The following is a 12,660-nucleotide window of genomic DNA, read 5'->3' on the forward strand; positions in this document are numbered from 1 at the left end:
CCATGGCTTTAAAACAGAATAATATTTTGAATTATGCCATTATCTATAATCGTTATAGATTACTATTCACGTTCAAAAACGACGAACAAACTTCAAGGTATTGTACAATTTATATTTATTAACTATTTGATAATCAAAAAATTATGTACAAAAATTTGTTCATTTGGAAATCGTCAATGTACCTTTGCAGCCGTTCTGAAGAAGTTCGTTGGACAGGCGATTTAAACCGATCATCCAAATAATATTCCGTTTGACTGCTTTCTTCTTCTTTCAACCATCAATCAACTATACTTTTGAAACGTCTTTAAAACAAAGACACATTGATTTAGCACACAGCCATGAAAAACATCATCAAGTCCCTTGCCCTTCTGCTTACCCTGAGTACGTTCGCTGCCCAAGCCACGGATCTGGAAAAAAATCCCGGTACGGAGAATGAGGCGAACACCTTCCAGACGAATGTCTTCAAGGGTAAAAAAGCGACGCAATTTTATTGCTTTGTTGATAAACAGGCAGGTCAACGTTTAACGATCACGATTCGTGACCAGAAGAATAACGTTCTCAACGAACAATACATCTCGAAGAATACGACACACGTGGCTCAGGTTATAGATTTGAGTCAGTTATCCGACGGTGATTATACGCTGACCATTTCAGATGCGAACCGTATGGTTGTACACCCGGTACGTATTACGACGGCTGCTGCGGTACGTTACGTATATGTATCTGAAGACGCCGCCGCTACAGTGAAATAAGCAGATTCAAAACGATTTCCCCAAGAACGGTGACTTTCGAAAGAGGGTCGCCGTTTTTTTATGGATTCGGGTTTAAGCAAGGGAAAGTAAAGGGCATAAAAAAACCCGGCGGATTCCACCGAGTCTTTCCCGTAAAAGCCATGAAAACAATAAATGATGTTCAAACATAAGTTATTTATTCGGGAAATCAAAACCTTCAAAGGTCCTATTTTCAAAATTTTTATAAATGCTTCCCTCTTTTTAGTACGAAAAAATGCGGTTTTGCCTGAACAAAACCGCATTTTCAATAAGGAATCAAAGATCGCTTTTCTATTTTTTGGGATAAGGAATAATTAATTTTTCCCCTTTCTCTACGTAGTTCTTCGTCTTCCCATTCGCTTTCATCAAAGCGTCTACCGTCACGCCATATTTCTGGGCTACGACGCGTAAAATATCGCCCTTTCCCACGGTATGCGTCGCGTAGACGGGAATCTTCAGATTTTTCCCCGCCTGTAATTTTGTCGGATCTACATCAGGGTTCGCCGCCTTAAGCCGACTTTCGGAGAGACCATACTTCGTAGCAATGCTGTAGAAGGTCTGTCCACCATTGACTTTATAAGAAATAGCCCCACCCCGGGCGACGACTGCCTCCGTGCTCTTTTCCGCCTTTTTCTCCTCTTTCTTTTCTTCTTTTTTCTCCGTTTTTGCTACCGGCTTCTTCGTTTCAGTAGCCGTATCCGTCGTACCCGTAGGGCCCATCGTCGGCGTAGCATCAATGGCTTCCGGTTGTACGGCGGGCGGTGTGGGTACGTCCGAAGCTACGTTTTCGGAACTAGCATCTGTAAAAGCTGCCGTTTCTACTTTCTGCGGCGTCAGCGTCACGGCGTCTTCATCCATAAAATACGCGTAGCCAATATACAGCAGGGCAACGACTACAATAACGAGCACGCCGAGCGTAATGGTGGGTAGACTGGAGCCTTCTTTGGGGTTTCGTTCTTCCATAGCGTTCATGATAGTGGTGAGGACCGCTAACGGCCTTCCCTTCGAGTGGGCTGAGATTAAATTACGTCTGTTTAAGCTGGAGGCAAACCTTCACGAGCCTGCTGGCTCATTTCAGCCACTTTTGTTTCTAACGAAATTTTATAGTCCTGCAATTTATCGGCGATTTCTTTATTTGCAACTCCTAAAATCTGGATCGCTAAAATTCCGGCATTTTTTGCTCCATTTAAAGCTACCGTGGCCACGGGTACGCCTCCCGGCATCTGCAGGATGGAGAGTACCGAGTCCCAGCCATCGATGGAATTCGACGACTTAACCGGTACCCCAATCACGGGCAACGTGGTAACACTGGCGACCATACCTGGCAAGTGAGCCGCTCCACCAGCTCCGGCGATGATGACGTCAATACCTCGCTCGCGGGCGGATTGAGCGTACTCAATCATTTTTAAAGGGGTGCGGTGGGCGGATACAATATCAATTTCGTACGGTACGCCAAATTCATTACAAACGTCGACAGCTTCCTGCATGACCTTCAGGTCCGAAATGCTGCCCATGATGATTCCAATCATTGTGTTTTGAGTTTTGGGTTTTGGGTTTTGAGTTAATCGATTGTATAGCGACTGGTTGCACTGCAACTCAAAACGCTTAACTCAAAACCCGAAACCCTATGCGATAATGCGAACTGCGTTTTTTAGATTTTCTACTTTTCGTTTGAGGCTTTCCAGCTCTTTATCGACGATGGTGACGTGGCCCATTTTCCGGAAAGGCTTGGTCATGGTCTTGCCGTACAGGAAGGGATGTACACCGGGGGTTTCCAGCAGGGTCTCCATGCCTTCGTAGCGGGCTTCCCCTTCGTAGCCTTCGGCCCCGAGCAGATTAATCATCGCCGCGTAAGAATGAGCGTGGGTATCGCCCAAGGGGTAATTAAGTACGGCCCGCAGGTGTTGCTCAAACTGGCTGACATCATTGGCCCGCAAGGTATGGTGACCCGAGTTATGCGGACGAGGGGCTACTTCGTTGATGAGAATTTCACCGTCTTTGGTTAGAAACATTTCTACCGCCAGCAAACCGACAATCCCGAACGCTTCCGCCGTACGACTGGCTACGAACTGAGCCCGGGCATTGATTTCTTCACTCACCGAAGCCGGAGCAAACAGGTACTCGACCATATTGGCTTCGGGATGGAAAACCATTTCTACGGTAGGAAAAGTTTTCACATCACCGCGCTGGTTACGAGCAACAATGACGGCTAGTTCTTTTTCAAAATCAACGGCTTTTTCCAGTAACCCCGGAGCATCGAAGGCTTTATCGAAATCGGCCGGGGTGGCGATGCGTTGTACCCCACGACCGTCGTAACCTCCTTTACCCAGTTTATGAAAAGCGGGCAGGAAATCGGCGTACTGCCGGGCGTCTTCCCGGTTTTCAGTCAGAATGAAATCGGACGTAGGTAAGTGATGATCGCGGAAAAACTGCTTCTGTACGCGTTTATCCTGAATAATTTCCACGATTTCCGGTTGCGGAAATACGCGTACCCCTTCGCTTTGTAACTGCTTGAGGGCCTCCAGATTGACGGCTTCAATTTCAATCGTCAGCACGTCCAGGTCCTTTCCAAAAGCGTATACGGTATCAAAATCCTGAAACGATCCTAGCACAAATTCCGGTGCGATGCGGGCACAGGGAGCATCCGGATCCGGATCGAGTACTTTGATGGATAAGTCAAAATCGATAGCTACCTGTAGTAGCATCCGGCCTAATTGGCCACCGCCCAAAATGCCGAGCCGAGTATGAGGAGTAAACATGCCGCAAAGATACAGGGCTAAAGGAAGTTGCGTAATTTTTAGGCGGAGTTTTGAGTTTAGCGTTGGGAGTTTGGTGTTAATCTTGTCCCCTGACGAACGTTGCCGGAAGTCTTAAAACCCCCAAAGGGGTTCAACCATGAATAGCCCGGTAGGAAATGTAGGGTAGCTTGGCAACGTCTATAGCGAACATTGAAGTCCTAAAAGAGAAGTCAGCCACAGCATTATGCAGAGGGCATCCGGCCACTTGAAAACATTCCAATCCCTTTCTTAGTCATGAAACCCTATCGATTCCTGAAACATACCGGCTGGCCGCTTACGCTTTACGTACCCGGCCTGCCCATCAATGGCATCACGCTCTGGCCTTTCATCATTGTCACGATGCCACAGCCCTCGGCCTGGCTGATGAATCATGAACGTATTCATATTCGGCAACAGGCGGAGCTACTGGTCTTCCCTTTCTACCTCTGGTACGTAACGGAATACTACTGGTATCGCCTGAGCGGCTATTCCGCGAATGCGGCTTACCATGCCATTCGCTTCGAGCGAGAGGCATACCAACACGAACGTTTACTGACGTATCTATCCAAACGTCCCTTCTGGGGCTTCTTACGCTTCTAAAACCAAAACTGCCAGCGATTGGGCTGGCAGTTTTGGTGAGGTTGATCTTTACTTAAGCCTCCCCTACGGGGCCGTTGTAATGCCCTGGTAACTGAAAGCCCGACGGGCCCCCTCCTTCGTTAATCGGACCATAATTTTCTTCGTATTTTGCCAGATTATCCTGCAGGGCATTCATCAGACGCAACGCGTGATCGGGGGTAATGATCACACGGGATTTCACTTTCGCCTTGGGTACATTGGGCATTAACCGCACAAAGTCAATCACGAATTCACTCTGCGAATGCGAAATGATGGCCAGGTTAGCATACGTTCCTTCCGCCATCTCTTCGGACAGTTCAATTTCGATTGGGTCGTTCTGCTCGGCAGTTGGTTGATTGGACATATCAGTAGTCATTAAATAAATGCGTTTCGTAAAATTTAAATGAGACCCGGGCGAACTTCTCAGCCACAAATCGAATTCTTTTCAGAAGAAAACTAAAGTAGGTAATCGACGGCCGGATTTGCAAAAAGTCAACTCGAAAAGCGTAAAAAGGTCCATACCAGAAGTCGTTTCCTCGTTTTACCTGATTTTGTAGAAAACCTAGTTCTTTTTTAAAGGATAGGCCCGGCTTTTCCCGTATATTTGTCCTTTGTTTCCATCAACAATATTGCTCCATGAAGGTTGCTCTTCGTTACCAGGAACTTTTCGAAAATCGTCATAACAACGCAGATGAGGCCGATCGTCAGGCTATGCTGTCTGAAATTGGCGTAAAATCGGTTGAAGAACTCATCAGCCAAACGATTCCCTCTGCCATCCGTCGGGGCCAATCCCTGAATCTTCCCCCGGCTCAAACGGAATTTCAGTTTTTGGACGAATTCAAGAAATTAGCGAGTCAAAATAAAGTTTACAAGAGCTACATCGGCACGGGCTATTACGATACCTTCACGCCGAATGTTATTCTTCGCAACATTCTGGAGAACCCCGCCTGGTACACGGCCTATACCCCGTATCAGGCCGAAATTTCCCAGGGCCGCCTGGAAATGCTGCTCAACTTTCAGACGCTGATCATTGAGTTGACGGGACTGGAAATTGCCAATGCTTCCTTACTCGACGAAGCGACGGCCGCCGCCGAAGCCCTGCACCTGCTGCACGCCCTGAAAAAAGGTGCCAAAGCAAAGGCTGATACCTTCTTCGTTTCGGATCGTTGCCACCCCCAAACCATCGACCTGCTGCACACGCGGGCGACGCCGATTGGGGTAAAAATTCTGGTAGGCGATCACCGGACGATTGATTTAACCAACGAAAACATCTTCGGAGCCCTGCTGCAATACCCGGCTACGGACGGAGCGGTATTTGATTACAGCGACTGGATTGCCTCGGCTCACGAACTGGATATTAAAGTAGTCGTAGCAGCCGACCTGCTGGCGCTGACCCTGCTGACGCCTCCCGGCGAAATGGGAGCCGACGTCGTGGTTGGTTCAGCTCAGCGGTTTGGCGTTCCCATGGGTTACGGTGGCCCGCACGCGGGCTACTTCGCGACGAAAGACGAATACAAACGCCAGATGCCCGGTCGTCTGATCGGCGTATCGGTGGATGCCGAAGGAAACCGGGCGCTTCGCATGGCCCTGCAAACCCGCGAGCAGCACATTCGCCGGGAAAAGGCTACGTCTAATATTTGTACGGCTCAGGTATTGCTTTCGGTGATGGCAGCGGCGTATGCCGTGTACCATGGTCCCGAAGGTCTGAAGAAAATTGCCCAGCGTACGCACGCGCTGACGCAGCTGACGGCTCTGGCTCTGAAAGGACTGGGCTACGAAGTGCTGACGGAAGCGTTCTTCGATACCATTCGGGTGAAAGTGGCCGACGAAAGCGTAGTAAAAGCCGCCACGGAAGCTGCTGAGATCAACCTTCGTTATTTCGGTGACCATACCGTTGGCATTTCTTTTGACGAAACCAAGACGTACCCGGATGCCGTTCAACTGATTGGCATTTTCTCTACGCTGGTTAGCAAATCGGTTAACTTGGATGAAGTTGAATCGGCTCTTAGCTGGGAATTCAACGAGGTCCTGACGCGTCAATCCGCCTTCCTGACCAATCCTGTTTTCAATACGCACCATTCGGAGCACGAAATGTTGCGGTATTTGAAATCGCTGGAAAATAAAGATTTATCGCTGGTACATTCCATGATCTCTCTGGGATCGTGTACCATGAAACTCAACGCCACCACGGAAATGATTCCCGTAACCTGGCCTGAGTTTGGTAAACTACACCCCTTTGCTCCGAAAGACCAAGCGGCCGGTTATCAGACCTTATTTAAAAATCTGAATGACTGGTTGTGCGAGATTACGGGTTTTGCGGCTATGTCGCTGCAACCCAATTCCGGTGCACAGGGTGAATACGCTGGTTTGATGGTGATCCGGGCGTACCACGAAGCTCGGGGTAACACGCACCGCAATATTGCCTTGATTCCTGCTTCGGCCCACGGTACAAACCCGGCTTCGGCAGTAATGGCGGGGATGAAGGTAGTCGTAACGAAAACCGACGAAAACGGAAACATCGATCTGGCCGACCTAAAAGCGAAAGCCGAGCAGTACAGCGAGAACCTGTCCTGTTTGATGGTGACGTATCCTTCCACGCACGGTGTGTTTGAAGAGTCAATCATTGAAATTTGTCAGCTGATCCACGAACACGGTGGACAGGTGTACATGGATGGTGCAAACATGAACGCTCAGGTAGGTCTGACCTCTCCCGGTACGATCGGAGCAGACGTTTGCCATTTGAACCTGCACAAAACGTTTTGCATTCCCCACGGTGGTGGTGGTCCTGGTATGGGTCCCATTGGCGTAGCGGCTCACCTGGCTCCGTTCCTGCCCGGTCACGCGGTGGTATCGGGTGTAGGTGGCGATCAGGCCATTTCTGCCGTATCCGCAGCTCCGTATGGTTCAGCCAGCATTCTGACGATCTCCTATGCATACATCGCCATGATGGGTGGTGAGGGTCTGACGCACGCTACGCAGACGGCCATTCTGAATGCGAACTATATCAAAGCTCGTCTGGAGCCGCACTTCCCCGTGTTGTACGTAGGTTCACAGGGACGTTGTGCGCACGAAATGATTCTGGACTGCCGTCCGTTCAAGCAGTCGGCGGGTATCGAAGCCGAAGACATTGCCAAACGTTTGATGGATTATGGTTTCCACGCTCCCACGCTTTCGTTCCCGGTAGCGGGTACGCTGATGGTAGAGCCGACGGAATCTGAATCGAAAGCGGAACTGGATCGTTTCTGCGACGCGATGATTGCCATCCGTAACGAAATTGCTGAAGTAGAAGCGGGCGAAGCGGATAAATCCGTGAACGTCCTGAAAATGGCTCCGCATACGCAGTCCGTCGTATTGGTGGATTCCTGGAATCGTCCCTACACGCGGGAGAAAGCCGTCTTCCCACTGCCCTACGTGAAAGCCAGCAAATTCTGGCCAACCGTTAGCCGCATCGATTCAGCGTACGGCGACCGTAACCTGATTTGTGCCTGCCCGCCGCTGGAAGAGTACGCCACGGCTGAGTAAGCGTTTGATAGGATAGTTTTTTAAACCTCCGGTAGTTGAACTGCCGGAGGTTTTTTGTTAGTGGATGGATGGGAAGGTCTTTTATCCGGCCTCTAGCAAATAGGTCGAGCCTAGCGTTCGTTCTTGATCACCGATTGGGATCAAGAACGAACACTAGGCTCGATTCATTTCTCAGGATCGGACGTTCATCCAATTTACTGATTAATCAACTTATTGGTCACTAACTCATTATTCGAAATGGGCCAAATGTAGTTTTCTGAGGTCGGAGCAACGGCCGCCGCACTCACCGTTGGGCCCGTTTTAGCCGGAATGGTTTGCAGACGACGCAACAAGTCATTCGACCGGAAGCCTTCGCCGAGTAATTCGATCCGTCGTTCGGTCAGGATCGAATTGACGAGTGCTTCTTTGGTAGCGAACGCCGGAAAGGTATACGAAGCATCCGACCGGGCGTGCACCGCTTTTAAGAGATTCGTCGCGAGCGTCAAATCTCCCGTTTCTGCGGCCGCTTCCGCGTAGTTGAGTAGTACTTCCGCGTACCGAATCAAGGGCATGTAAATCAGGTACGGGGCATTGCGTCCGAACTTGGAAAGATAGCTCCGGTTGTTCGAAGTCACTGTCCGTAAGAACCCTCGGCGCGCGTCCGTACTCGACCACTGCGAAGAACCCAGAATACCCGTAGGGTTTAGATAATACTCGGCATTGCCATTGTAAATATACCCAATGGACGACTGGCCACTGTACATATCCAACGAGCTGAAGGGCATGGAGAGGATCGATTCCGTTGTCGTGAATGTCGTCGTTAACGTAGAGACGATGTTGCTTTGCAAGGCGTGCTGAACACCCGTAGTAGCCGAAAATGGAGCCGCGGTTTGGGGAACAATCTTCCGGGCTTCCTCTACCACCTTGGCGTAGTTACCCATATTCAGATACACCCGCGTTTTCAAGGCAATCGCCGTATTCTTATGGGCCCGGGTCACGCGTAATTCCTCCGTGGCATACGTGGTGGGCAAGCTAGCTTCCGCTTCGTCCAGATCTTTTAAAATCTGCGTATACACCTGAGCTACGGAACTTCGGGCTAAATCGTTATTAGCCATGGTGGTCTCAGCCTGTAAACGCAGGGGTAAACCCGGCGATGCCCCTTGGTCTTTTACGTACGGCTGGGCAAAAATGGACACCAAACTGTAGTAAGATAGGGCTCGCAGAAATTTAGCCTCTCCCAGATACTGGGTGGCTAGTTCATCCGAAACGATTCCCGGATTTTGCGGCAGGCCACTTATCAATATGTTCGCCTGATTAATGGTGGTATAGGCCGCCGACCAGAGGGTGTTAATGTCATTGGAACTGGACGTATAGGTATTGCTCCAGCTTTCATAGCCCGTAAAGCTATTGGCGGTAGTATTGATGAAATCTTCCCCCCGAACATCCAGATAAAACTGAAAACGCCCGCCGTAGTAATTGGCATTTTTCAACGACTTGTAGGTACCGTTTACCAGGCCCAGAATCCGGCTTGGGGTTGCGAAAGCTTCTTCTGAAATCAGTTGCGTAGGCGGAACTGTATTCAGGTATTGTGATTCGCTGCAGGAAGCTACGGTCAGTAAGAGTCCCCCCGCCAACACGCAGGTTACTTTGGATAAAACTTTATTTTTCATGATTAATGTCGATTTGAATGATCTACCCCGAGCGGTCAGCACTTAAAAAGCCAGATTCACACCAAGGGTAATCGTGCGGCCATTACCCAATGAATTGTATTCGATACCCGGCGAAGTATTCGTGTTGCCGTTGACCGAGGATTCCGGTTCAACGCCCGTATACTTCGTCAGCAAAAAGACATTCGATGCCTGAGCGTATACGCGAAGTGAACTAATGCCGGATTGACCAAACAGGGACGAAGGGAGTTTGTAACCTACCATCACGTTTTGCAGACGTACAAAATCTCCTTTTTCAACGTAAGCCGAAATGTTAGGAATATTGGCAGCTGCGAAGTTATCGTTGTAGATCAAACGGGGTACATCCGTAATCTGACCGGGGGTAGTCCAGCGATTGAGGACCTTCTTGGCGTTATTAAACATCCGCTGATCCAGCCAGGTGCCCGTATTTCCGTTCAGAATGTAGTTTCCACCCGAGTACGTAAAATTCAGATTTACATCAAAGTTTTTATACCGGAACGTATTGTTAAAGCCTCCGTACCATTTGGGCAGGGCATTACCCATGGGTTTGTAATCGGCCGCCGAAATAGCCGGTGCCCGGGTTCCGTCCAGGTACGTCCAGCTGGTACCTGCTTCGGGTGAGATCGCCGCACTATACTGCACCTGCTCACCTTTAGCGTTCACGAAAATACGCTGTCCATTGGCCGGGTTGATGCCATCCGTGATAGCTCCGAAAAGCGTCCCGACGGGTAAGCCTACCTGCGTGATATTGAAGATGTTGGCGGAGGTAGACGTCGTACTCAAAATACGATCACCTTCGGTGGCCAACGAGGTTACCTTATTGGACAGGTGCGTGAAGTTGAAACTGACGTTCCAGGAAAAATCCTGCTTCCGGATTACCGTTGAGTTGATGCCTAATTCAATCCCCCGGTTGTAAAGTGAACCTACGTTTGAGAGAATGGCATTATCAGGGATTCCTTTGGAGGGTGCCTGAGGAACGCTGAGAATCAAGCCATTTACGTTGTTGTTGAAGTAGGTAACCTCTACCTGTACTTTATTATCCCACAAGCCCAGGTCTGCTCCGAAGTTGGTTTGTTCTGAAGTTTCCCAACCCAGATTTTGGTTTCCGGCCTGATTATAGGCCCAGGTGGGTACCGTTCCGTAGAGTGAAGAAGAATACAGGTTCAGTGAAGCGTATGCATTGTTCAGGTTTCCGTTTCCTACCCGACCCCAACTGGCCCGCAGTTTTGCACTGGAAATAACCTTGCTTACCGCCGAGCCTTTGTAAAACTCTTCTTCGGACAGAGCCCAGCCGCCGGAGATTCCGCCAAAGTTCCCCCATTTCCGACCCGTACCCAAAGCCGAATTGCCGTCTCTGCGGAAGTTGAGGGTAAAGAAATAGCGGTCACTGAAATCATAGGTTACCCGCGAAAACACGGACAGGAACGAACGGGAATTTATACTATTCCCCGAAGGCGTAATATTCCCCCACGTACCTTGATAATCGACAAAATACGGATCGGCGGCCTGCGTCACGTTGACACCCCAGGTATTGGTATTGAATACCTGAGCATCGTAACCGAGCAAAGCCGTCAAGTGGCTTTTACCAAATCGCGTATCGTAGTTAAGTGTATTGGTGAAATTCCAGTTGTTACGTAACCCCGTCACATTGGTAACCGAACCATTCGTCGAAGATCCGCCGCCCGGTTCAGCACTCGTGGAGTTAATGTTTTCGTTTCGCAGACGATCAATCGAATAGTTAGTCGTAAAATCCAATCCCTTAAACAGGGTTACCGTAGCTCCGATATTGGCCAGGATCCGATCATTCTCCGAGGTATAATTAGCCAGTTTGAACAGAGCCGTCGGGTTGTAGTACACACTGACTACCTGGTTATTGCCATTTCCAATGGGTCCACCCGCGATGCCTAGATTCAGACTGGGCGTTCCATCTTCATTATAGGCCGGTACGTTTGGAGCCAGCGTATAGGCCATCCGAGCAGCGCCTACAATCAACTGGGCATTGCCTTCCAGCGAACCGGAGTTAGGCGATTTATTGAAAGTATTTGAGTAATTGATGTTTCCTCGCAGCTTCAACCATTTCGTCGCCTGATGATCCAGATTCAACCGAATTCCTTTTCGTTTGAAGTTATTGGTTCGCAGAATACCGTTCTGATCGGAGTAGTTGGTAGAAAAGAAATAACTCGTATTCTTATTTCCCCCACTTACGTTTATGGCATGGTTGTGCGATACACCATTCTGGAAAATGTGATCGTACCAGTTCGTGTTGACTAAGGAACCATCGGAGCGGTAGCTTGGAAAGAATAAAGCCGCCGGAGACGTAGACCGTTCGATCGTCTTTTTGTTGTTGACCGCCTCGTTTTTGATCATCATGTATTCCTCGGCGTTGAGTAATTCGGGCAAACGAACCGGACTGGTTACGCCTACCCAGCCATCGTACCCGACCCGTACTCTTCCTTCTTTGCCCCGCTTCGTCGTGACCAGCAACACGCCCGCTGCGGCCCGCGAACCGTAGATAGCCGTAGACGCCGCATCCTTAAGTACATCAATGGACTCGATGTCGGAAGGGTTAATATCTCCTAAGGGGTTATTGGGTACGTTGCCGTTGCCTACGCTACCCGTTGTTAAGGGGATTCCATCGACAACAATCAAGGGATACGAGCTCAATGAGATGGAGTTGATTCCCCGCACCCGGATCACCGGCGCATTATTTAGAACGCCATTGGCAACCGAAATATTCACCCCGGCAGCTCGGCCCGCCAGCGCTTGATCAAAGCTTTGAACGGGAATTTCTTTTAGTTTTTCGCTATTGATACTCGCCGCAGAACCTGTAAACTCTTTTTTGGTTTGCGTACCATAACCCACGACGAGTACTTCCGTAAGTTCCTTAGAGTTGGTAGCCAGCTCAATATCTACCGAAGTTTGCGTGGTAATGGGCTGTTCCGTAGTGGTATATCCGATGAACGAAAAGACGACAACGCTTCGCTCATTAGGAATCGTAAGGCGGTATCGGCCCTGTGCATCCGTCGTCGTTCCAATGTTGGTTCCTTTCACCTGCACCGATACGCCGGGTAAGCCTTCTTTACTGTCTTTATCCGTTACCGTTCCGGTAATAGTCCGGTCTACCGCCGGGTTAAGGGCGTACGCGGTTGAGTAGTTTGTTTTTTGGGGTAAGGTAGCTTCCGCCAGCGGAGCACTTAAGGTAATAACCAGGGCCGGAAGCATTAATTTCCGTTTAAAATGCCCTTGCCCAGCCCTCTGAAAAAGAGTAAGGTACTTTTTTTTCATACTTTTGAAATTGGTTTGGTG

At 49.4% G+C, this 12,660-nt stretch carries 9 protein-coding genes; 3 read left to right on the forward strand and 6 right to left on the reverse strand.

Translation table 11 applies throughout. The features are described from left to right. Positions 1-338: 338 nt before the first annotated feature. The gene (locus C5O19_RS23340; RefSeq protein ID WP_104715794.1) at positions 339-752 is read left to right on the forward strand and encodes a DUF3244 domain-containing protein; all 414 of its coding nucleotides are present in this window, start codon (positions 339-341) and stop codon (positions 750-752) included. A gap of 309 nt (positions 753-1,061) precedes the next feature. Here C5O19_RS23340 and C5O19_RS23350 read toward each other — a convergent pair whose 3' ends face one another. The 3 genes from C5O19_RS23350 to C5O19_RS23360 all read right to left on the reverse strand — a co-directional run bounded on the left by C5O19_RS23350 (position 1,062) and on the right by C5O19_RS23360 (position 3,529). Beyond that, complete coding sequence (locus tag C5O19_RS23350; RefSeq protein ID WP_165796111.1) at positions 1,062-1,733, reverse strand: LysM peptidoglycan-binding domain-containing protein; 672 nt, start codon at positions 1,731-1,733, stop codon at positions 1,062-1,064. A gap of 71 nt (positions 1,734-1,804) precedes the next feature. After that, a complete protein-coding gene (gene purE, locus C5O19_RS23355) occupies positions 1,805-2,299 on the reverse strand; it encodes a 5-(carboxyamino)imidazole ribonucleotide mutase (protein ID WP_104715797.1) in 495 nt (164 codons plus the stop codon). 96 nt (positions 2,300-2,395) lie between these two features. Then, on the reverse strand, positions 2,396-3,529 hold the full coding sequence (locus C5O19_RS23360) for a 5-(carboxyamino)imidazole ribonucleotide synthase (protein ID WP_104715798.1): 1,134 nt from the start codon (positions 3,527-3,529) through the stop codon (positions 2,396-2,398). Positions 3,530-3,802: 273 nt separating this feature from the next. Here C5O19_RS23360 and C5O19_RS23365 point away from each other — a divergent pair, with 273 nt between their 5' ends. Further along, a complete protein-coding gene (locus C5O19_RS23365) occupies positions 3,803-4,147 on the forward strand; it encodes a hypothetical protein (RefSeq protein WP_317046530.1) in 345 nt (114 codons plus the stop codon). 52 nt (positions 4,148-4,199) lie between these two features. Here C5O19_RS23365 and C5O19_RS23370 read toward each other — a convergent pair whose 3' ends face one another. Next, positions 4,200-4,529, reverse strand: coding sequence for a DUF3467 domain-containing protein (locus C5O19_RS23370; protein ID WP_094815193.1), 330 nt, complete (start codon positions 4,527-4,529; stop codon positions 4,200-4,202). A gap of 272 nt (positions 4,530-4,801) precedes the next feature. On the opposite strand from C5O19_RS23370, the gene gcvP reads away from it, so the two are divergent. Then, positions 4,802-7,687 (forward strand): aminomethyl-transferring glycine dehydrogenase, encoded by a 2,886-nt coding sequence (gene gcvP / locus C5O19_RS23375; RefSeq protein WP_104715799.1) that lies wholly within the window; start codon positions 4,802-4,804, stop codon positions 7,685-7,687. 194 nt (positions 7,688-7,881) lie between these two features. Here the strand turns inward: gcvP and C5O19_RS23380 are convergent, their stop codons facing one another. Together C5O19_RS23380 and C5O19_RS23385 are read right to left on the reverse strand one after the other, a co-directional pair. Further along, complete coding sequence (locus tag C5O19_RS23380; protein WP_104715800.1) at positions 7,882-9,336, reverse strand: RagB/SusD family nutrient uptake outer membrane protein; 1,455 nt, start codon at positions 9,334-9,336, stop codon at positions 7,882-7,884. Between the two features lie 42 nt (positions 9,337-9,378). Beyond that, positions 9,379-12,639 carry a SusC/RagA family TonB-linked outer membrane protein gene (locus C5O19_RS23385; RefSeq protein ID WP_165796112.1) on the reverse strand — a complete coding sequence of 1,087 codons (3,261 nt, stop codon included), beginning with the start codon at positions 12,637-12,639 and terminating at the stop codon, positions 9,379-9,381. Positions 12,640-12,660 lie beyond the last annotated feature (21 nt).

The sequence above is a fragment of the Siphonobacter curvatus genome, from assembly GCF_002943425.1.
Taxonomy (GTDB): domain Bacteria; phylum Bacteroidota; class Bacteroidia; order Cytophagales; family Spirosomataceae; genus Siphonobacter; species Siphonobacter curvatus.

What these genes read in the sequence shown, in the direction of transcription:
- C5O19_RS23365 (WP_317046530.1), top strand. Translation starts at nt 3,803, where the DNA reads ATGAAACCCTATCGATTCCTGAAACATACCGGCTGGCCGCTTACGCTT.
- C5O19_RS23385 (WP_165796112.1), bottom strand. Translation starts at nt 12,639, where the DNA reads ATGAAAAAAAAGTACCTTACTCTTTTTCAGAGGGCTGGGCAAGGGCAT.
- C5O19_RS23350 (WP_165796111.1), bottom strand. Translation starts at nt 1,733, where the DNA reads ATGGAAGAACGAAACCCCAAAGAAGGCTCCAGTCTACCCACCATTACG.
- purE (WP_104715797.1), bottom strand. Translation starts at nt 2,299, where the DNA reads ATGATTGGAATCATCATGGGCAGCATTTCGGACCTGAAGGTCATGCAG.
- C5O19_RS23380 (WP_104715800.1), bottom strand. Translation starts at nt 9,336, where the DNA reads ATGAAAAATAAAGTTTTATCCAAAGTAACCTGCGTGTTGGCGGGGGGA.
- C5O19_RS23360 (WP_104715798.1), bottom strand. Translation starts at nt 3,529, where the DNA reads ATGTTTACTCCTCATACTCGGCTCGGCATTTTGGGCGGTGGCCAATTA.
- gcvP (WP_104715799.1), top strand. Translation starts at nt 4,802, where the DNA reads ATGAAGGTTGCTCTTCGTTACCAGGAACTTTTCGAAAATCGTCATAAC.
- C5O19_RS23370 (WP_094815193.1), bottom strand. Translation starts at nt 4,529, where the DNA reads ATGTCCAATCAACCAACTGCCGAGCAGAACGACCCAATCGAAATTGAA.
- C5O19_RS23340 (WP_104715794.1), top strand. Translation starts at nt 339, where the DNA reads ATGAAAAACATCATCAAGTCCCTTGCCCTTCTGCTTACCCTGAGTACG.